At 62.1% G+C, this 20,187-nt stretch carries 17 protein-coding genes; 2 read left to right on the plus strand and 15 right to left on the minus strand.

From position 1 onward, the window contains the following. Positions 1–237: 237 nt before the first annotated feature. The 4 genes from pflA to KRX12_RS07940 form a co-directional block, all read right to left on the minus strand. Positions 238–1,107, minus strand: coding sequence for a pyruvate formate-lyase-activating protein (pflA, locus tag KRX12_RS07925; RefSeq protein WP_218366280.1), 870 nt, complete (start codon positions 1,105–1,107; stop codon positions 238–240). A 44-nt stretch (positions 1,108–1,151) separates the two neighbouring features. After that, complete coding sequence (gene grcA2 / locus KRX12_RS07930) at positions 1,152–1,403, minus strand: autonomous glycyl radical cofactor GrcA2 (protein ID WP_018019663.1); 252 nt, start codon at positions 1,401–1,403, stop codon at positions 1,152–1,154. An 82-nt stretch (positions 1,404–1,485) separates the two neighbouring features. Then, on the minus strand, positions 1,486–3,594 hold the full coding sequence (locus tag KRX12_RS07935) for a pyruvate formate lyase family protein (protein ID WP_218366281.1): 2,109 nt from the start codon (positions 3,592–3,594) through the stop codon (positions 1,486–1,488). Positions 3,595–3,969: 375 nt separating this feature from the next. Next, positions 3,970–5,397 (minus strand): NAD(P)/FAD-dependent oxidoreductase, encoded by a 1,428-nt coding sequence (locus tag KRX12_RS07940; RefSeq protein WP_218363217.1) that lies wholly within the window; start codon positions 5,395–5,397, stop codon positions 3,970–3,972. A 422-nt stretch (positions 5,398–5,819) separates the two neighbouring features. Here KRX12_RS07940 and KRX12_RS07945 point away from each other — a divergent pair, with 422 nt between their 5' ends. Continuing rightward, a complete protein-coding gene (locus KRX12_RS07945; RefSeq protein WP_218363218.1) occupies positions 5,820–7,136 on the plus strand; it encodes a cyclopropane-fatty-acyl-phospholipid synthase family protein in 1,317 nt (438 codons plus the stop codon). A 258-nt stretch (positions 7,137–7,394) separates the two neighbouring features. Here the strand turns inward: KRX12_RS07945 and KRX12_RS07950 are convergent, their stop codons facing one another. The 6 genes from KRX12_RS07950 to KRX12_RS07975 form a co-directional block, all read right to left on the minus strand. Continuing rightward, a complete protein-coding gene (locus KRX12_RS07950; RefSeq protein WP_151528810.1) occupies positions 7,395–7,955 on the minus strand; it encodes a hypothetical protein in 561 nt (186 codons plus the stop codon). Positions 7,956–8,058: 103 nt separating this feature from the next. After that, on the minus strand, positions 8,059–8,205 hold the full coding sequence (locus tag KRX12_RS07955; RefSeq protein ID WP_192796001.1) for a hypothetical protein: 147 nt from the start codon (positions 8,203–8,205) through the stop codon (positions 8,059–8,061). A 63-nt stretch (positions 8,206–8,268) separates the two neighbouring features. Next, a complete protein-coding gene (locus tag KRX12_RS07960) occupies positions 8,269–8,598 on the minus strand; it encodes a hypothetical protein (protein WP_192796000.1) in 330 nt (109 codons plus the stop codon). 1,461 nt (positions 8,599–10,059) lie between these two features. Next, entirely contained in the window at positions 10,060–10,221 is a 162-nt protein-coding gene (locus tag KRX12_RS07965; protein WP_192796229.1) for a hypothetical protein, read from the minus strand. A 9-nt stretch (positions 10,222–10,230) separates the two neighbouring features. Next, positions 10,231–10,944, minus strand: coding sequence for a YceI family protein (locus KRX12_RS07970; RefSeq protein WP_370625565.1), 714 nt, complete (start codon positions 10,942–10,944; stop codon positions 10,231–10,233). A 21-nt stretch (positions 10,945–10,965) separates the two neighbouring features. Then, the gene (locus KRX12_RS07975; RefSeq protein WP_192795998.1) at positions 10,966–11,301 is read right to left on the minus strand and encodes a hypothetical protein; all 336 of its coding nucleotides are present in this window, start codon (positions 11,299–11,301) and stop codon (positions 10,966–10,968) included. 166 nt (positions 11,302–11,467) lie between these two features. Between KRX12_RS07975 and KRX12_RS07980 the strand changes: the two genes are divergently transcribed. Next, entirely contained in the window at positions 11,468–11,866 is a 399-nt protein-coding gene (locus tag KRX12_RS07980; protein WP_151528807.1) for an RNA polymerase-binding protein RbpA, read from the plus strand. A gap of 141 nt (positions 11,867–12,007) precedes the next feature. Here the strand turns inward: KRX12_RS07980 and KRX12_RS07985 are convergent, their stop codons facing one another. The 5 genes from KRX12_RS07985 to KRX12_RS08005 form a co-directional block, all read right to left on the minus strand. Then, positions 12,008–12,817 carry a polyprenol monophosphomannose synthase gene (locus tag KRX12_RS07985; protein ID WP_218366283.1) on the minus strand — a complete coding sequence of 270 codons (810 nt, stop codon included), beginning with the start codon at positions 12,815–12,817 and terminating at the stop codon, positions 12,008–12,010. Positions 12,818–12,891: 74 nt separating this feature from the next. Beyond that, on the minus strand, positions 12,892–14,355 hold the full coding sequence (gene lnt, locus KRX12_RS07990) for an apolipoprotein N-acyltransferase (RefSeq protein ID WP_218366284.1): 1,464 nt from the start codon (positions 14,353–14,355) through the stop codon (positions 12,892–12,894). Beyond that, entirely contained in the window at positions 14,355–14,906 is a 552-nt protein-coding gene (locus tag KRX12_RS07995; RefSeq protein ID WP_218363223.1) for an FxsA family protein, read from the minus strand. The genes lnt and KRX12_RS07995 overlap by 1 nt, the downstream gene beginning before the upstream one ends. A 148-nt stretch (positions 14,907–15,054) precedes the next feature. Continuing rightward, positions 15,055–18,675, minus strand: a complete 3,621-nt coding sequence (cobN, locus tag KRX12_RS08000; protein ID WP_218366285.1) for a cobaltochelatase subunit CobN — start codon at positions 18,673–18,675, stop codon at positions 15,055–15,057. A gap of 211 nt (positions 18,676–18,886) precedes the next feature. Further along, a complete protein-coding gene (locus KRX12_RS08005) occupies positions 18,887–20,179 on the minus strand; it encodes a lipase family protein (RefSeq protein WP_218366286.1) in 1,293 nt (430 codons plus the stop codon). Positions 20,180–20,187: the final 8 nt, after the last annotated feature.

Below are 20,187 nucleotides of genomic sequence, written 5' to 3' on the forward strand. Positions count from 1 at the left end.
ACAGCTGGGTTCAGCCCAATTGTTATACCCTTCACGCTAGCAACCCTACTGTTGCGTAGGCCATGAAAATGGGGTCGTTGTGTCTTGGCATTAAGACTTGATTGACGGTGAGCAATGGCAACGGAAGACAGGCGCATCGACGCAGCTTATAGCCCATAACAAACACCGCCACCGCAACCGAGACGATGTCGGTTGCGGTGGCGGTAGTTATGTCTACACCCGCTGGGAGTGGCGGTGCTAGTACACCGTCAGGCCGCGGGAACGAAAGACCTCGCGAACCTCCTCCACGGCCGCCGCGGAGGGCGGCTTGACCCCGGAGAGCTCATAGGGCAGGCCCAGTTTCTCCCACTTGTCTTGGCCCATGTTGTGAAAGGGCAGGACCTCGACGCGCTCGACGCTGGAGGACCAACGGGAGACGATATCGGCTACTTTCGCGACATTGTCAGGATCGTCGCTCCAGCCGGGTACGAGCACGAAGCGGACCCAGATGGCCACGCCCTTCGCGCTGAGACGGTCACCGAAGTCAATGGTGGGCTGGAGCTCGCGGCCACCGGTCACAGCCCTATAGGTATCCGGGTCACCGGATTTCACATCGAGCAGCACGAGGTCGATATTGTCGAGGTCCTCATCGCTGAGTCGGGCCCCCAGATACCCGGAGGTGTCGATGGCGGTGTGGATGCCGGAGTCGTGCACGGCACGCAGCACCTTGCGGGTGAACTCGATCTGAAAGAGCGGCTCCCCGCCGGAGATCGTCAATCCGCCGCCGGAGGCGCGAAACACGGCCTTGTAGCGGCGCACCTTAGAGACGATCTGCTCCACCGTGTGCATGGTGCCTTCCTTCATCCCCATGGTGTCGGGGTTGTGGCAGTACACGCAGCGCAGCGGGCACCCGGAAAGAAACATCGTCATCCGAGTGCCGGGGCCGTCCACGGCGGTGACCAGCTCCCAGGAGTGCACCAGCCCGGCATTGCCGGTGCGGCGCGCCTCGAGCAACTCGCTGCGCTCCTCACCATCGAGCCCGGGCATGCCCAAGCCGTGGGCGCTTCCGCGGTGGCGGGGGCCCTGCTGAGGGGAGAGAGTTACTGCCGAGTTGAGGCCGTCGGCCATGGGGTGGAAGCTCCTTGAGTGCTGGATCGTGGTGTCAGGCGCGCTTAGGCGTTGTGGTGGAAGGTACGAGCCATCACGTCGAGCTGCTGCTCACGGGTGAGCTTGACGAAGTTCACGGCGTAGCCGGACACACGCACGGTGAGGTTGGGGTAGTTCTCCGGATTGTCCATGGCATCTTGCAGGGTCTTGTGATCGAGCACGTTGATATTGGCGTGGTAGAGCCCAGAGCCGGCATTGTGCTGGGAACGGGCAGCCTTCATAGCAGCCATGCGCTCGTCGAAAGTCTTGGTGGACATGGTGATACTCCTTGGATAGTGGGTGGTGAAAGGTGAAGTCTTGGGGCCTCGCCCCGGGGTTCCGAGGCGAGGCGGGAGGGTATTAGGCGGGGCAGGTGGTGTCGTCGATGATGAAGCCGGCGTCGAGAATGCCCACCAGGTTGCCCACCTGTTCGGACTTATCGCGGCCCAAACCGGAGGGGGTGATGGTGTTCGTCAACGAGATGCCATCGAGCGCGTCCTGGTAGTCCAGCTTGCCCACCGAAAGCATGGAGGCGACCATGCCGTGGGTATCGGCGCCATTTTCCGGGTTGGCGCCGGGGCTAAACGGCGTACCGGCCTGGTGCCCGGAGGGGAAGGAGCCGGTGGCCTTGCCGTAGACCACGTTCGAGGTGATGGTGAGCACCGACTGCGTCGGGATGGCATCGCGATACATCGGGATGGACTTGATTTTGTCCATGACGGTGTGGACGATCGTGGCGGCGATATCGTCGGCGCGGTCATCGTCATTGCCATAGCGCGGGAACTCGCCCTCGGTGACATAGTCCACGATCAGTCCGGTCTCATCGCGGACCGGCGTGACGCTGGCGTACTTAATCGCAGACAGCGAATCGGCGACGATCGAGAGTCCGGCGATACCGCAGCCCATGGTGCGGATGATGTCGGAGTCGTGCAGTGCCATCTCGATAGCTTCATAGGCATAACGATCGTGGCAGTAGTGGATGATGTTGAGGGCCTCCACGTAGGTGCCTACCACCCAGTCGAGCATCTCCTCGTACTTCTGCCAGACCTCATCGAAGTCCAGCGGGCCATCGCCCTCGATCGGAGTGAACAGGCCTTCTTCGGTGATCTGCTTGCCGCTGACCTCGTCGCGGCCACCGTTCATGGCGTAGAGCAAGGACTTGGCGGCATTGACGCGGGCGCCGAAGAACTGCATCTGCTTGCCCACGGCCATGGGGGAGACGCAACAGGCGATGGCGGCGTCGTCGCCCCATTGATCGCGGATCTGCTCATCGGACTCGTACTGAATAGAGGAGGTCTCGATGGAGATGGCGGCGCAGAAGTCCTTATAGCCCTTCGGCAGTGCCGGATCCCAGAAGATGGTGATATTCGGCTCCGGTGCAGGACCAAGGTTGCGCAGGGTCTGCAGCAGACGGAAGGAGGTCTTGGTCACCAGCGAGCGGCCATCGGTGGCGAAACCAGCATCGGACCAGGTTGCCCAGTAGGGATCGCCGGAGAAGATCTGGTCATAGTCGATGGTGCGCAAGAAACGCACGATGCGCAGCTTGATCACGAGCGCATCCATGATTTCCTGGGCATCCTCTTCGGTGATGCGGCCGGCGGCGAGATCGCGCTCGAAGTAGATATCGAGGAAGGCAGAGAGGCGACCGATGGACATCGCGGCGCCATCCTGGGACTTCACCGAGCCCAAGTAGGCGAAGTAGGTCCACTGCACGGCCTCTTGGGCGGTGGTGGCCGGCTGAGAAATATCGAAGCCATAGGCGGCAGCCATATTCTTCAGCTTCTTCAGCGCCTTGATCTGCTCGGAATGCTCCTCGCGGTAGCGCGCCCAGTGCTCAGAGAAAGGCTCATTGGCGTGAGCATCCTTCGCCCGCTGCTTCTCGGCGATCAGGGCATCGACACCGTAGAGGGCCACGCGGCGATAGTCGCCGATAATGCGGCCGCGGCCATAGGCATCAGGCAGGCCGGTGACGATGTGGGAGCTACGGGCCGCGCGGATGCGGGGAGTGTAGATATCGAAGACGGCATCATTATGGGTCTTGCGGTAGGAGGTGAAGATCTTCTTCACGTCCTCATTAACCTCTTTGCCGGCTTCCTTAATGGCGGTTTCCACCATGCGCCAGCCGCCATTGGGCATCATGGCGCGCTTGAGCGGCACATCCGTTTGCAGGCCGACGATCACATCGTCGTCCTCGCTGATATAGCCGGCAGGGAAGGCATCCACATCTGCCGGGGTTTCGGTGTCTACATCGTAGACGCGACGCTTGCGCTCCTCGGAGAGATAGTTCTTCTCCAAGTGATTCCACACGCGCATGGTTTTATCGGTGGGACCTGCGAGGAAGCTATCGTCCCCGTCATAGGGGGTGTAGTTGTTTTGGATGAAGTCACGCAGGTTGATCTCGGTCTGCCACGCACCGGCGGCGAAACCGTCCCAGCCAATGTTGTCGGGGTTCAGGGTGTCCTGAGACACGCGTTCACCTAGCCCTTCACTATGTTGTGTTCAACGTGCCGGGAGGCCACTGCACACCTTAGTGGGATCCCGACCTTCGTTAGTGGGTATATGTCCATGTCGAATACTACGCCGGTGTAGATAGCCCGTGAGAACATATAGATGCACACCAGTAACGGTTCCGCTCGGTGGTGGGATGTCAAGTAGACACGAATGGGGTTACCTCAACAAAGGCGCTGGCACAGGTGTTTTTCTCAGATGCCAGACAATTTACTTGTGTGGGAAACGGGGGTAGCGGGGAGTTGGGGGTTGCTGAGTGTGATATAAGCAACGCGGCCACAATCCCCCGATTAGGGGTGTGGCCGCGGGTGCTCTCCGTCGCTGAAAACGAGGCGTTTAGTTGTCCTTGTTCAGCTGCTTCTGGGTCTGCTCATCCAGCGCGTATTGGCGGGTTTCCGCCGCCTCTACCGGCTGGCCCTGCTCGGCGCTGAGCTGGGCGAGCTTGTTCAGGCCATTGCGGCCATGCAGCTGCTGGCGGGTGGTGGTGATTTGCCAGCGGGCCCGCGAGAGCACGTTGAGGCCCCAGGACATGGCAGCCACAAAACGGTTGCGGAAGCCGACCAGGAACATCACGTGCACGGCCAGCCACAGCACCCAGCCAATAAAGCCGGTGACCTCGATGCGCCCCATCTTCACCACAGCGGAGAAGCGGGAGACGGTGGCCATGGAGCCCTTATCGAAGTACTCGAAGGGCTCGCGGGCGGCGACGGTGCCCTGCTCGGCGGCAATGACATCGGCGGCGTACTCGCCGGCCTGGATCGCCACCTGGGCCACGCCCGGGAGGTTATTGCAGTTCATCATGTCGCCGACAACGAAGATGTTGCTGCTGTCGCCCGCGGTGAGATCCTCGTTCACCAGCAGACGGCCGGCGCGATCGACCTCGGCACCGGTCTGTGCGGCGATGAGCTTGCCCAGCGGAGATGCCTGCACACCGGCGGACCAGATCTTGCAGTAGGAGGGGATGGTGGTCTCGGTGTCATCCTGCATGTTCTTGTAGGTGACAGACTCGGCGTCCACATTGGTCACCATCGAGTTGAGGCGAACCGAGACACCGAGCTTCTCCAGCTGACGCTGTGCCTTGCGGCCCAAACGCTTGCCGAAGGGCGGCAGCACCTGCGGGGCGCCGTCGAGAAGCAAAATGCGGGCATTGGCCGGATTGATATTGGTGTAGCGGCCGGCAAGGGTGCGGTGGGCCATCTCGGCCAGCTGCCCGGCCAGCTCCACACCGGTGGGGCCGGCGCCGACGACGACGAAGGTGAGATAGCGCTCGCGCTCGGCCGGGTCGGTGGCCAGCTCAGCGCGCTCGAAGGCGCCGATGATGCGGGCGCGAATTTCGAGGGCGTCGTCAATGGACTTCATGCCCGGCGCGAACTCGGCGAAGTGCTCATTACCGAAATAGGACTGGCCGGCGCCGGCGGCGGCGATGAGCGAGTCATAGCTATATACGCGCTTGATTTCGCCGAGCTCGGCGGTGACCGTCTGCTCCTCGGCGTTAATGTCGGTGACCTCGCCCTTGACAATATTGATATTGTCCTGGTTCTTCAGCACCTGGCGGTTTGCTGGAGCGATCTCCCCTGAGGAGAGCAGGCCGGTAGCCACCTGGTACAGCAGCGGCTGGAAAAGGTGGTGGTTGGTGCGGTCGATGATGGTGATATCAACATCGGCCTCCTTAAGGCGCTGAGCAGCGAAGATGCCGCCGAAGCCGGAGCCAATAATCACCACGTGGTGGCGGCCGCTCTCTGGGCGGAAGGGCTGGTCAGACATAAAGATAAACTCCTCGAAACAAAGAACAGATTCTCGCGCGCCCAGCATGACATATATAAGGGCCCTGTGCTCGGCAGCCGCGGAAAGCGGCGCGAGTGCAAGGCAGGGCGCGCATAGATGCTCAGTTTATACCTCCGCCGTGGTGATAGAAAACACAGCCATGTTGAGGTGCGCCATTATCCCTTATGGTATTTGCCGCGGTGGGTGCCGTCTGCGGCCCCGCCTCCCCGAGCGAGGGTAGCGAGAGTTCTACCATGAATTCATCAATGGTGATGGAGCAACGAGGCGTCGTTGCGGCCATCCTCCCACTCCTCGCCGCTGCGGCGTCGGCCGTGCTCAGGCGCTGAGGAGGGGAGCGCACCACGCGCGTCATGTTCAGATTGCGCGTTATCTCGGATGTGGAAAGGGAGCCGGAAGAATCTATGCCCCGTTATAAGGCCAGCCACCTGGCGCATGTGGATGCGCAGCGGTGGCCGGGAGTGGCCACGGTGCCGGTCGCCTGGGGCGATCGGATTGCTTCGTGGCGGCTGCGGCGCGTGGAGGCTCACTTCGCTCGCGCTCTCGCCGACGCTGGGCTCAGCGTGGGCATTTCGCTCGAAGATTCCGACGTGGTGGTGGAGCACGAGGAGCTGTTCTACCGCCTCTCCGATGGCGGCTGGCTCGGCTTGGCCGAAAGCTATATGGCAGGGGAGTGGCATGCCCGCGATCTCGGTGCTGTGGTGAAGGCACTGCTGGGCACCACCTTCGGTACGGCCCGCCGCTTGCCGCAGCGCGGCCGCTATGAGGGCGGTGAACTGCCGCCGGCGCTCAGCGAGTTCACCTCCACTGACAGCATTCATGACGGCGGCGGCATGTTCGCCTCCGGGGTGGCCACGACCGAAAGAATTACCCGCAAAAGCTATACCCACAGTTCGCGGCCGAAAGCCGAGTCCTCGCACCACTTTGTGGATGACACGCGCATCTCCCCGCCGGCCGAGGTGGGCCGGGCGGATCTCGCCGATGCGCAGAACCGCGCTATCGACTCTCTTCTCGATGCCGCGCAGGTTGGTGGCGGCCGCGATGTGCTGGAATATCCGCTCTCCCGTGGCGCCCTGGCGATTCGTGCCGCCCAGCGCGGGGCCAGTGTGGATGCGCTCAGCCCCGATGCGGAGTTTGTGGCGGCCGTGGATGAGAGCGTGCAGCTCGCCGGAGTGGCCGATTCGGTGTTCATTCACACCATCGAGCATCCCATCGCCACCCGCGAGGACTGGCGTTCGCGCTATGAATCCATCGTCAGCCTGGACAAGCTCGTGCCCATGGGCGCCGATGGGCAGCGGGAGTTCTTCCGCGCTATCGACCGCATGTTGTCGGTAGGCGGCGTCGCCGCGATCCAGACCCTCAGCGAAGGCAGCAACTTTTCTGCAGTCACGCGCCAAGCGCTCGCCGTGGAGCGGGCCTATATCTGGCCGGCCATGGACTATCCGAGCATCGAGGAGCTGCACAAGACGGTCGACCGCGATACCTCCTTGCGCATCATCGGCGAGACCCACTTCGCTTCGCACTACGCACAGGTTGCGGCGATCCAGGGCGAGCTTTTCGACGCCAACTCGCGTGACGCTGCCGCCGCCGGCTTCGATATCACCTTCCGGCGGTTGTGGCGTTTCCACCTTGCGCTGCAACAAGCGCTGCTGGAGGAGAACCACCTCGATGCGCTGCAGCTGCGGCTGACCTCGCGTAGTCGGGCCAGCCGGCGCAGCTAGTACTGTCTAGTGCCCCGAGAACGCATCAGGGCACGACGAAGCACACGCCCCTGACCAGTATCTGGCCGGGGCGTGTGTGTGAGTTGATGCTCGCTATTTAGATAGCGCCGAAGATCTGTCCGGCGCCGCCGAGGATCGTCTCGACGATGGCGACAGAGAAGTCGAGTGCATCCTGGTCAAAGTAGCCGGGGTGGGGTGCGGGTCCGGTAGGCATAGCTATGTCCTTACTGTGTGAAAAAACGTGATGGGAAGGGGGTACTAGCGGATGGTGATGGTGGCGCCGGGATCAGTGAGATTGGTGTACGCGGCCAGCGGGGCCACGCGCTCACATTGCAGAACGCAGCTCGGATCGGCCTTTTCCGGGCGACCATCGCGGCGAACATCCTCGGCGTTGTACACGGTGGGAACGGCGATGACCTTTTCCCCAGGTACCGCACGGCTCGGGATGAACACGCGCAGGTTGGAGTGGATCTTGCCCTCTGCGGTGGCGCGATAGGTCAGCCAGGTGTAGACGCCCCAGTCGCGGCCGGTGCCCGGCTCACGGAGGGTGACGCGCACCGTGTAGTACAAGCCGGGGGTAAAACCGGTGCCGGTGAAGGTGACGCGAGCCCAGTCGCTCGGGCTGACTTCCTTCGCAGCGGAATCAGAAGCGGTAAAGGAGACGCCCTCCACCGCACCTTCAGCACGGTTCGGGTTGACGGGAGACTCGATCACCTGCGTGGGATCCCACCATGGGCGATCCTGAACAGCGTTGGCCGTACCAACGCCGGCACAGAGAGTGCTCACGGCGATGACGCACGCGCTAATACCTTTAGTCAATGAACGCATAATATTCTCTCGGTAGAGGTTATAAGTGGGGAGAAAAAGCGGCGAGCCGGGAAGGTTCGGCCCGCCGCTAAGCACTGAGAACGGTGCCTGTGTACTACACGACGCCAGCGGCGAAGCCGAGCATCGCCTTGGTGGCATCAACTAGTGCAGGTCCAACCTCTTGGAACCAGTGGACCACCGGCATGGGGTCGCTGGGCGGGTCGAGCGGAATGCCTGCATTGGGGTCGTGATCTGCACCCATGATGTAATCCTTTCGGCTGAAAGTGCTTCGGAGGTGCTGGGCATGACCCAGCACTACGGAGTCTTAGGCCAGCTTGCCCACGAGGCCCAGGATGGCGACGGTCAGGTCGACGGCGTTGGAGAAGAAGCTGTCGACGTTGTCCACGCTGATCTCGGAGGAGAAGGCATCCAGGCTGGAGGTGTCGGCAACACCGGTGGTCTCGCCGGCGCCCGGAACCTCGTCTACCGGAAGATCGCCAGCGGGGGCGTCAACGGCAGGGGTGTCCACCTCGGGAACCTCGGTCTCGGGGGCGTCCACGACGGGAGCCTCGGTCTCAGGAGCGTCAGCCACGGGGGTTTCGGTCACGGTGGTGGTCTCGTCAATCACGTCGTTCTCAACTACTGCATTGTCCATGAAACAAACTCCTTATGAGTTGGATCTCGATTTCACGAGATTCTTCAGAATGTGGCACATAACGCGCCTTGTACACGTAACTCGCTAGGTGTGAAGTAACTCTCTGTAACGTCTCACCAGCTCGTTACGATGAACACTAACGGACGCAGAAGAAAACCGCTAGCACCTCGAAAAATGAGCCAACTTACGCTCCTGACAAGAAGCTAAGAAAAAGCTGAATATAGCGATTCTGAGAATGATTGAGCGGCTCAATTTACATCATTATTCGGAATGCTTAAGACTTGTTGAATAGTGCAACAAAATGATGTGCTACTGGAAGAGCTTTTCTATTAAAACCTATGGAATAACGGGCGTATGTGGTCTGATGACGGACATCGGCGCGGTAGTGAGTGCAGCAAGGGTGCTGGGTGTTGAGCAGTGATAATCCCTACTTGTCCGTAGGTTAGGGGAGTAAGGCGCACCTCGTCCATGGCCAGATTTATTGATTAACCCTATGGCGACATGAGGCGCCAGCCGGCCGTGTGTGGGGCGCGGGGGTGGTGGGATGTGTACAGACTTGTGGCCACCTCAGCAAAGGATGCACTGCACAGCGTCGCTCGCCAGCGTATGTGGGGACGCGTAAATGTCGATGTCTATCGCTTAACAAGGGGCCATAGCGACCGATTCAGGGTAGGCTAATCTGGGGGTGATGTCCGATGTCGGTCGGGGGTTATGTGCCGCCATTCTGAGCACTTGTACACAGTCCACTAAGTGCGTGCTGTGACTCGTATGGGGCGCTGTGTCTGGGCCTGAGTGTGGCGTGAGGCGTGCGGTGGCCACTGAGAACAGAGCGCGAGACGTGGACGTGGCCCCAGCGATGGCGGAATGGGGAATCTAGGGGCCGGATGCGGAAGCGGGTGAGACCGCTAGGCCTCGCTGGAGTGTGGAGCGCGATGCGCCGCCAACGCTGAGCGGGGAATGGGGGGCATCGCTAAAGTGACATAATGTATATTATCGGACAAATACGGATGCTGGTGGGCGCATGCTGCCGTTATGGTTTCCGCCGTCTGCCCGTGGTTGAGACTATTGTCCTCCCGCGCCGCTGTCTGCGGCTCTGTGCACGCCTGGTGCGGCGTCGCCCTTTGGATCTTCGCTCACTGTGTGAGGTTCAGTCGCAGCGCCTGCGGCGTCCGTGGCGCGCGCTTCGTGCTCAGCCGTTCTCGGCGGCTCGGTTGTCCATGTGCTCATCTGCGCTGTGCGGCCTTCGTGCGGCCTTGCCGCCCACGCCCACACGCTCACGCGCCACTGAGTGCGAGGCGCTCATCCCGCCATCGCTCCCGCTAACGACGCGAGAGAATGCGCCACTGCGTAGTAGCCCCGCCCAGGCGGCCCTCGGCGCGTACCTCTGCCCTATGCAGATATGCCACCTATTACGTCACAGTGACGAAATAAGTGGCATTCCTAGGCTATTGGATGAAGCGGCTATCGCTGTTTATAAGCCGTAACCAACTGCCAGATGGTTAATGCGATCAGCAGTACGGAGAAACCGGCCAGCCACGGTAGGCCTTCGGTGTACATGAAGATGCCGAAGATAATGAGTACGACGAGGCGCACCCACATGGCGGGAATCAGCTTATTCACCATGGCGTTTTCCTAGCTGTCTTTCTGCATGCTGATGCGGATATTAAGCTCGCCGTCCTCGGAGATCTTCGCGGCAATGAAGTCTGGAGTCTTGACTCCAAAGTCCTCGCGATTAAAAGGAATGGTGCCCGCCAGAATGATGGATTCGCCGCTGCGCAGCACCTCGAACTCGGCACTCACCGGGTTGGTCACGCCCTTGATGGTGAACTCGCCATCGAGCTGCACGGTGGCCGGAGTGCCATCATCGGGCACTTGCGAGAGATCCGCAGGCTCGGTGAGCACGAAGCGGGCCTCGGGATAGAGCTCCGTCTCCAAGAGCTTGCGGCGCACGTTCACATCGCGGCGCTTCTGATCGGTCTCGACCTGTGTGAGGTCGGCCACCATTTCTGCGCCGGCCTGGACGGAATTATCACTGACCGTCGCCGAGCCGGTGACAGCTCGCGTGGAGCCAGAGGTGCTGCGGCGCTCTCCAGGCAGGATTTCCTCGAAGGTATAGCCCACCGAGGTGGTGTTTCCCTCGGCGCTGGGAACGACAGTCCACTCGCCATTGACGTCCGTGCTGGCCGCGTTGGCCTGCTCGGTAGAGATACCCCCGGTCTGCACTCCGGAGTTCATCACGGCCTTATACACCACGGGAGCCACGGCAAGCAGCGTGAGTACGACGATGACTACAACGGCACCGACGACAACGGCTTTATTAGCCCCTTTGGAAGCCCCAGTATTCATGTCTTGCATCCTAACCCAATTCTAGAAACGGAAATGTTCAATGGCCCGAGCCATGCGCTGCAGCTCCTCGCACAACTCGTCGATGTCCTCGGGCTCGGCATCCTCGGCCACCGCGGTGGCGATATCCTCGGCGGCGCAACGCAGCTCATAGAGCGAGTCCGTGAACTGGGCCCGTTGTTCGGGGGTGATTACCACTGCGTCGCTAGGAAGCTGTCGACTCTCCGCCAGTTGCCGGTGCTCATAAGCACGTTGCCGACACGAGGCGCTGCAGTACTTCTTTGGTCGCCCCCTGCCGCTAGTGGCGAATTCCTTTCCGCACCACTGGCAGGTGTGGGTCACAGAATCGCGTCTAGTCACGGCTGTATATATTAGCGCACCCCGCCCTGTGTGAGTGCGGGAGGATCCGCGTGGCTAAAATATGTCTGATGAGCTACAACCGCAGTGCTCCGTGGTGGAACTAAATACACGGCATGTGCGTTGTACCTAAAGCAATACAGCCGCAAAGAAAAGGACGGATTCAAACATGGCAGATCGCGTACTGCGCGGCAGCCGCATGGGTGCTGTGAGTTACGAAACCGATCGAGATCATGATCTCGCACCTCGGCGCATGGTCAAGTACAAGACGGACTCGGGAGAGATCTTCGAGGTTCCCTTCGCCGACGATGCCGAACTCCCCGAGGAGTGGCTGTGCAAGAACGGCCAGATGGGCACCCTCATGGAAGGCGAGGGTGTTGAGGGTAAGCCGGTGAAGCCGCCGCGCACCCACTGGGACATGCTCTGCGAGCGCCGCAGCATGGAAGAACTCGATGAGCTGCTCGATGAGCGCATCGAGTATCTGCGTAAGCGCCGCCGCAACGCCGCTAAGCTGCTCAAGCAGCAGAAGGAAGAAGAAGAGCGCGCTAAGCAGGAGGCTGGCAAATAAGCCCAGCGCCGTGCACAGATAGACCACGACCCGAGAACCAACACGCAGCGGTTCTCGGGTCGTGGTCTTTGTCCTTATAAGCTACTCCCCTAGTTCCTGCCCCCACCGCGAGCTGCGGTGCTCGTGGCGGGGTGCAGGTAATTAGTGGTTGAACTTGGGGCGGGTCTTGTGGCGCTTGATTTCGTACTGCACCTGTTTGCTGGTCTCGTTGTAGAGATCGCGGAGCTGCTGGGCGCGGTGCTTGAGACCCCAGAGCGTGACCTGGGATAGCGAGCTGGTGACGAAGCTGCCGTCCAGCTTGGATTCGCCGATTTCGCGTTCGGTGAACGTGATCGGGACTTCCTGGACATCGAAGCCCGCTTGGACGGCGCGGAAGGCGAGATCCACCTGGAAAATATAGCCGGCGTTGGACAGCTCCGAGAAGTCGATTGCTTCGAGGACCTCGCGTCGATAAGCGCGATAGCCTGCGGTCATATCACTCAGGCCTGCGCCGAGGGCGAGCGAGATGTAGATATTGCCGCCCTTGGACAGCACATAGCGCTTCTTGGGCCAATTGACCACGCGGGCGCCCGGAATATAGCGCGAGCCGATGACCAGGTCGGCGCCCTCATCCACCGCGTTCAGCAGCTGCTGAAGCTGCTCCGGGGCATGGGAACCGTCTGCATCCATTTCGCAGAGCACGCTGTAGTCGCGCTCCAAGCCCCAGTTAAAGCCCTCGATATAGGCTCCGAGCAGACCTTCCTTAACCTTCCGGTGGCACACATGGATCTGATCGTCCTTGGCGGCAAGCTCATCGGCGACGTCGCCGGTGCCGTCGGGGCTGTTGTCGTCCACAATGAGGATGTCCACACTCGGCGCGGCCTGGCGGATACGAGCGGTGATCAGCGGGGTGTTTTCGCGCTCATTGTAGGTCGGGATAATGACCAGTGTCTTCTCACTCGGCTTCGTCACAGATGTCGCTACTTTCCATTGCTACGGGACGCATCCGCACCAGCACGGTGAGAAAGCGCCACTAGGGGCTGACTTCAGGCTTTGCGACCACGCACTATACCGGCCGCAGCGGCTAACACTCCAATAATAGTGAGTCCGGCCTCGATCTGACCACCATGGATGGCTGCGATCGTGCGCGTGGACCGCAGCGGTAGCGTGTCCACCAGGTGATCCGCGGTGAAAATATCGGTCTGTTCCAGCACCTTTCCACTCGGGCTGACCAGTGCGGAGACCCCAGAGGTGGCGGCCACCACAACTGCCCTATCCAACTCCTTGGCGCGGAATCTGCTCATCGCCAACTGTTGATAGGTCATGTCTGTGAAACCGAAGGTGGCATTGTTGGTGGGCGTGGTCAGGATCTGCGCGCCGGCCAGCACGGCATCGCGGCCGGCGCGGTCGAAGGCCACCTCGTAGCAGGTGGATACACCCACCGCGATGTCGTTCATATGCACCACGCCCGAGCCCTCGCCGGGCCTGAAATCCCCGGCGAGATCAACGTAGTCGGAGAAGTGCCGAAAGAAATCTCGGTAGGGCATGTACTCGCCGAAGGGCTGCAGATACTTCTTGTAATGGTGCTCGCCCACTGTGCCATCGGCATTGAACACCACCATCGTGTTGCGCGCGCCCACCTCATCGCGGGTGACCGTGCCTACCAAGAGTGGCGCGTTCACGTGCGCCACCGCCTCCGCGATGCGCGCCCGGGCAGAAGCGTGGGCAAAAGGATTGACATCGGCGGCGTTTTCCGGCCAGACCACCAGATCGACTGGGCGGTCAATGCGTTCGGTTTCGGCACTATGGTTGTTCAGCACTGCCTCGCGCTGGGCGTTGAAGTCCAAGCCCATGCGCGGCACATTGCCCTGCACGGCGGCGACCGTCACCTCGCCTGAAGAGGGGCGCTGCTCCAGCGAGGAGCCATATAGCGTGCCGCCGAGCAGTATCACGGCGACGGATGCGAGCGTGAGCAGTGACGATAGCCGCGCGCGCAGGAGCAGGCCGGCGAGTCCGGCGCCGATGCCGACGGTGGCGGCGGTCACCAGCGCCGGTCCGCCCACCGGGGCTAGGGCGCTGAGGGGCCCAGTGATTTGTCCCCAGGCCACCCGCACCCAGGCGAAGCCACCGAAGGGCCATGTGGAGTGCAGCCACTCCACGGCCACATAAAACAGCGTGAAGGCCAGCGGCCCGAGGCGCGGTGCGATAGCGGAAAAGAGCAGGATATAGAGGGTATTGACGATAGCGAGGGCAATATAGGGCGGGGCGCCGACGAACTCGCCTACCCACGGCAAAAGCGGCAGGTAGGCGCATAGGGCGTGGGTGGCGCCAATGAGTAGTCCGCTGCGCCAGGTGATCGGGCGCGCCAGCCAGCGGCGCCAGGGGTGCAGCGCGATATACAGCAGCGCGAAGCTCAGCACCCCGGCGAACCAATAGCCGTGGGGTTCGAAGGAAAAATACAAGAGCAGCCCTGAGAGGGCTGCGCAGGCGAGGTGGAGAAGCAGCGGCATTACTGAGATTCGGGGCTATCGCTATCGTTGCTCGGGCCGTTGCTGCGGCCCTTGTTCTGGCCGTTATGCGGGGTGTCGAAATCGTCCGGATTGACGCTTTCTGTCCACTTCTTGATTTCTTCTTCATCGATCACCGGCGCGAAAGAGCCATAGGTGCCGCGCTTTTGGGTCATCGTGAAGGTCTTAACGCTCAGCTTATCCAGGCGCGCCATGGTGGTGCGCGCCATGACCCGCCGGATCACCGCGCGGGTGGGCGGCAGAATGCAGAGCAAACCGGTGATGGAGGTGATGTATCCGGGCAGAGCGACGCCCACCAAACCGGCGAAGAGCAGGCCATAATCCCCTACTACCTGACCGGGTCGGGCCGCCGTGGGGTTGCTGGCGGCGCGGCGCACGATCGCGCGCATCTCATAGTTGGCGAACACAAAGCCGAGGATGAACAGCAGGCCAAGCAGTAGGATCGCCCAGCCGAAGCCAATCCACCTACCGACGAGGTAGAAGGCGAGGATCTCGCCGACGATGTACAGGGGAAAAAGTAGTCCTAAACGCACGGTGGTCGAGTCTACCTGAGCCTAAGGGCACACGGGTGAAGCCAAGCGCCCGCCCCTACCCTCGTGGCACCTGCCGGCTAGAAGAGACGACAAGCGCCCTTCCGAAGCACTGCGCGGGCAGATACTCGGGAGGGCGCTGTGGCCGTGGCTAGCTCTGAGAGTCGCCGCGGGCCTCGATATCGCCTTCCATCTCTAGGAAGGTATCGCGGAGCAGATCCAGACGCTCTTGGTCCGGCTCCTCCCAGAGGTTGCGGTCGGCGGCTTCGAGTAGACGTTCTGCGATATCCTTCAGCGCCCACGGATTGGACTCTTGGAAGAACTCGCGGTTGGTCTCGTCTTTCACATAGGTGTCTGTGAGAGTCTCATACATCCAATCGTCCATGAGGCCGGTGGTGGCGTCATAGCCGAAGAGATAGTCCACGGTGGCGGTCATCTCGAATGCGCCCTTATATCCGTGGCGGCGCATCGCCTCGATCCAGCGCGGATTGACGACGCGGGCACGGAAGACGCGCCGCGATTCCTCGTGCAGGCTGCGGGTCTTCACCGTTTCCTGGCGGGTGGAATCGCCGATGACGGCGTCGGGATTCTCCCCTGTCAGAGCGCGAATCGTGGCCACCATGCCGCCGTGATACTGGAAGTAGTCATCCGAGTCGGCGATATCGTGCTCGGCGGAGTCGATGTTCTTCGCTGCGACCTTGATGCGGCGGTAGGCGGCCTTCATCTCCTCATCGGCCTTCACACCGGGGAGGTCACGGCCATAGGCATAGCCACCCCAGGAGGTGTAGACGGCCGCGAGGTCTTGATCATCGCGCCAGTTGCCGGATTCGATGAGCTCGAGCATCCCGGCGCCATAGGTGCCGGGCTTGGAGCCGAAGATACGGCGCGGGGTGAGCCCGGAGTCCACATCGGCCTGGGCGTGGGCGGCCACATAGTTCTGCTCGTGGGGCTCGTCCAGGCCGGCGACGAGCTGGACGGCATCGTCGATAAGCGTAATGACGTGCGGGAATGCATCGCGGAAGAAGCCGGAGATGCGCACGGTGACATCGATGCGCGGGCGGCCGAGTTCCTCCAGCGGGATCACGTGCAGATCCACGACGCGTCGCGAGGCCTCGTCCCACACGGGGCGCACACCCAGCAGGGCGAATACCTCGGCGATGTCATCGCCGGAGGTGCGCATGGCGGAGGTACCCCATACCGAAAGCCCCACCGACTCGGGATAGGCGCCGTCGTGATCCGACTGGTAGCGCTCGATAAGTGAATCGGCCAGCAGCTGGCCGGTCTCCCACGCGAGCCGCGAGGGGATGGCTTTGGGATCCACGGCGTAGAAGTTGCGGCCGGTGGGCAGCACATTGATCAAACCGCGCATCGGCGATCCGGAGGGCCCGGCCTCGATGAAGCGGCCGTCGAGGGCGCGCAGGATCTGGGTGATCTCGCGCGGCGTGGCCGCCAGTCGCGGCACCACTTCCTCGGCGGCGAAGCGCAGCAGGTGTGCCAACTGCTCCGGCTTGGCGGTCTCCGGCAGCTCCACGCTGCGCAGCACCTCGTCTACGGCGTCTGGGTCCCAGTTGTGGTCGGAGAGGGAGCGGATCAGCGCGACAGCCAGCTCCTCGATGTTATCGACGCGGGTGCGGCTTTCATCGCCCGATTCGGAGAGCCCGAGGCTTTCGCGCAGGCCCTCCACCGCGCTGGAGCCGCCCCATAGCTGGCGGGAACGCAGCATCGCGGCCACCAGCTCCACGAGCTCCTCGTCCTTGCTGCGCTGGCCGAGCACGTGCAGGCCGCCGCGGATAGCAACGTCTTTGATCTCGCAGAGCCAGCCATCGACGTGCATGAGCATGTCATCGAAGACCTCCTCGTCGGGGCGAGACTCCCAGCCGAGGTCTTGGTCCATCTTGGCGGCTTGCAAAAGCGTCCAGATCTCTTGGCGAATGGCCGGAAGTTTGGCCGGGTCCATGGCGGAGATGTTCTGGTGCTCGTCGAGAAGCTGCTCGAGGCGGGTGATATCGCCATAGGATTCGGCGCGGGCCATGGGCGGGATCATGTGATCGACCAAGAGGGCGTGGGCGCGGCGCTTGGCCTGGGTGCCCTCGCCGGGGTCATTGACCAAGAAGGGGTAGATCAAGGGCACATCGGCGATGGCTTGATCCGGATAGCACTCATTGGACAGGCCCACGGTTTTACCGGGGAGCCATTCCATGTTGCCGTGCTTGCCCATGTGCACAATGGCGTGGGCGCCGAAGATCTCTCGCAGCCAGTAGTACACGCCCAGATAGTGGTGGTTCGCGGGAAGATCAGGGTCATGGTAGATGCCCACAGGGTTTTCCCCGAAGCCGCGCGGCGGCTGCACCATCAGCATGACATTGCCGAACTTCAGGCCGGCGATATAGAGCTCGCCGGTGTCGGGATGCACGTAGTGCTCGCCGGGTGCCTGGCCCCAGTGCTCGATCATTTCTTCCTGCATTGCCTGCGGCAGCGTGGAGAAGAACGAGCAGTAGTCTTCCTTAGAGAGCTTGAGCGGGTTGGTGCGCAGCACTTCCTCGGTGAGCCACTCGGGGTCGTGGCCACCGGCGTCGATCACGGCGTGCATGAGCGCATCGGAGTTGCCATCGGTGAAACCGGGGATCTGGGTGGTATCGCCGAGATCGTAGCCTGCCTCGTCCAGGGCGTGCAGCACCCGCAGCGTGGAGGCAGGGGTATCCAGGCCCACCGCGTTGCCGATGCGGGCGTGCTTGGTGGGATAAGCGGAGAGCATGAGCACGATCTTCTTCTGCTCATTGGGAATCGAGCGCAGCTTGGCATGGTTGACGCTGATCGACGCCAGCCGAGCGCAGCGCTCCTTATCGGCCACATAGGAGATCAGGCCATCATCGTCATATTCCTTGAAGGAGAAGGGAACGGTGATGATGCGGCCATCGAACTCGGGCACGGCCACCGAGTTGGTGACATCGAGCGGGGTGAGGCCGTCGTCATTATCCACCCACTGGCTGCGCGGCGAGGTGGTGGCGATGCCCTGAATAATCGGCACATCCAAGGCGGCGAGTGCCTTCACATCCCAAGAGTCATCGTCGCCGCCGGCCTGTGCGCTCGCGGGAGCCTTGCCGCCGGCGGCCAGCACGGTGGTGATGATGGCATCCATGGTGGAGAGCTCATCGAGCAATTCCTCGGAGGCCTGGCGCAAAGACGCGGCAAAGAGCGGCACGGGCACCGCCCCCGCGGCCTGGATGGCGCGCGCGAGCTCCGCAATGTAGTCGGTATTGCCGGCGAGGTGCTGGGCGCGGTAGTAGATAATGCCCACCCGCGGCGCCGCGTGCGCCGCGCTCGCGTCGGGCACTGCCTCGTCGAGATGGCCCCACATGGGCATACGCTCCGGCGGCTGGAAGCCAAAGCCGGTGAGCAGCACGGTATCGGAGAGGAAGTGGTGCAGCTGCACCAGGTTCTTCGCCCCGCCCTCGGCGAGATAGGTGTGGGCCTCGGTGGTCACACCCGCCGGTGTGGTGGAGGTGCGGGTGAGCTCGGCGTCGACGGCCAACTCGCCCGAGACAAACACGGTGGGCTTGTTATGCGCCAGCACGGTGGTGATGAGATCTTCCCACCAGCGGTAGCCACCCAGCAGCCGAGCGACGATGATCTCGGCGTCGCCCACCAGCTCATCGATGCGTTCAGAGCTCAATCCGGTGGGATTGGCATAGCGAAAATGAACATTGTCCTCGGCATTGGCGGCCTTAGCGGAGAGCAAGTCCGTATCAGACGTGGAGAGCAACAGAATCATGGAGCAGATGACTCGCTTTCATCGTGTGTGGGTGTGCGCGCCCACGCGAACAATGGGGGTACAACATCGGCAGCGGCCTTGAGGTCTGGCTATCACAGTGGCGCGACCGCGACCGGAGTTGCACCGGTTTCCCAAGACACTGACTGTGACCTAACCCTACACATATGTGATGTGTCTCAAGGGCACTAGCCGGTCGATCTACCGCAAGTTTTTATCTCTCTGCGTCATAGAGATGATCGCACAGCCACTGCGCATGACGACGCATCGTTAAGGCATAGGTGCCAAAGTGGCCCACAGTGAAGTGAAAGACGGTGGGCAAAAAGGCATATACCCGATAATCCAGATACTCCGGGCTGAGCCTGGCCCAGCCGTGCGCCACTTCCTCTACCTGTGGGAAAGGGATCACATCGTCATAGCGGTTGCCCCACAATAACGTGGGGTGATGCAGCGGCTGGGTGCCTAAACGATGCCGCTCTAACTCGGCGGTAAGCGCCGCAGACTCATCAAGACTGGCGCTAAGACGCTGGTCATTCGTAGTCCAGTGCCTACTGCCCCGCCAGCCGCCGCGCAGCGCCGCGCCGAAGGCCGAGAGCAGCGCTGTGGCCCGGATCTGCTCTAGCCCGTAGTCACTGACATTCGCCAACGCCGCACGCACCGTCTCCGGATGGGAGGTATAAAAACCGAGCACGGCAAAGGAAACAATGCCGGTGAGGGTGTGGTGATCCACAAAGCGCAATACCTTCACCAGGTCTGAGGGCGGTGCCCCCACCACCGCTGCTCGGGGCCGGGGCTCAGCCGTAGCGGCCAGTTCGCAGGCCTTGCCCACGGCTCCCCCGCCCTGAGAAAATCCCCACCACCCCACCGGGGCGGCTGCGGGAAAGAAATGGCTACTGCAGGCGCGGACGGCGTCGATAAGCGCATAACCGCAGGCGATGTTGTTGGCGTAGAGCTGAATGCCGGTGCGTGGATCGCGGGGATAATCGATGACCACCACCCCCATGCCGCGGGAGACAAAGTGATTGATCACCGGCAGCTCATAGGCGAAGATCACATCCTCGATACGGCGGCCGCGGCGCCGCACCGCCCAGCCGATCGGCGCCGACTGCGAGGGATCAGAAGAAGCCCCCATGCCCTGGGTGGAGGGAGCGAACGCCACCACCGGGCGCGGCCCAGGCCCCGTCCACGGGCGCAACGGGCGGATATACAAGCCGGTGGCGGGAATGACCCGGCCGGTCGAATCGTCGGTGGTATAGCTAAAACGCCAGCTGCGCGCCGGGATGGCACGCCCACCCACCCCGACAGTGGAGGTGGGCTGGGCATCGATGAGGAGTCCTCGCGCATCCGGGTGCGGCTGGGTGCGCACCTCGACCGCAGGGGCCGCGGGCGGCCGCCGGAGCGCATGGCCAACCAGACCGGCCACCACCCGCAGCTGCGCGGCCACTCCCCGACCCGTAGGCATGCTGCGCCGCCGCGGCTCGCTAGGAGGAGACTGAGGATCATCCATGCCAGATA

The organism is Corynebacterium sp. TAE3-ERU2 (genome assembly GCF_019209955.1).
Lineage (GTDB): Bacteria > Actinomycetota > Actinomycetes > Mycobacteriales > Mycobacteriaceae > Corynebacterium > Corynebacterium megadyptis.

Excerpts from the sequence above, each read along its gene's own strand:
- pflA (WP_218366280.1), bottom strand. The coding sequence starts at position 1,107 with ATGGCCGACGGCCTCAACTCGGCAGTAACTCTCTCCCCTCAGCAGGGC.
- grcA2 (WP_018019663.1), bottom strand. The coding sequence starts at position 1,403 with ATGTCCACCAAGACTTTCGACGAGCGCATGGCTGCTATGAAGGCTGCC.
- KRX12_RS07940 (WP_218363217.1), bottom strand. The coding sequence starts at position 5,397 with ATGTCTGACCAGCCCTTCCGCCCAGAGAGCGGCCGCCACCACGTGGTG.
- KRX12_RS07945 (WP_218363218.1), top strand. The coding sequence starts at position 5,820 with ATGCCCCGTTATAAGGCCAGCCACCTGGCGCATGTGGATGCGCAGCGG.
- KRX12_RS07955 (WP_192796001.1), bottom strand. The coding sequence starts at position 8,205 with ATGGGTGCAGATCACGACCCCAATGCAGGCATTCCGCTCGACCCGCCC.
- KRX12_RS07960 (WP_192796000.1), bottom strand. The coding sequence starts at position 8,598 with ATGGACAATGCAGTAGTTGAGAACGACGTGATTGACGAGACCACCACC.
- KRX12_RS07965 (WP_192796229.1), bottom strand. The coding sequence starts at position 10,221 with ATGGTGAATAAGCTGATTCCCGCCATGTGGGTGCGCCTCGTCGTACTC.
- KRX12_RS07970 (WP_370625565.1), bottom strand. The coding sequence starts at position 10,944 with ATGAATACTGGGGCTTCCAAAGGGGCTAATAAAGCCGTTGTCGTCGGT.
- KRX12_RS07980 (WP_151528807.1), top strand. The coding sequence starts at position 11,468 with ATGGCAGATCGCGTACTGCGCGGCAGCCGCATGGGTGCTGTGAGTTAC.
- lnt (WP_218366284.1), bottom strand. The coding sequence starts at position 14,355 with ATGCCGCTGCTTCTCCACCTCGCCTGCGCAGCCCTCTCAGGGCTGCTC.
- cobN (WP_218366285.1), bottom strand. The coding sequence starts at position 18,675 with ATGATTCTGTTGCTCTCCACGTCTGATACGGACTTGCTCTCCGCTAAG.
- KRX12_RS08005 (WP_218366286.1), bottom strand. The coding sequence starts at position 20,179 with ATGGATGATCCTCAGTCTCCTCCTAGCGAGCCGCGGCGGCGCAGCATG.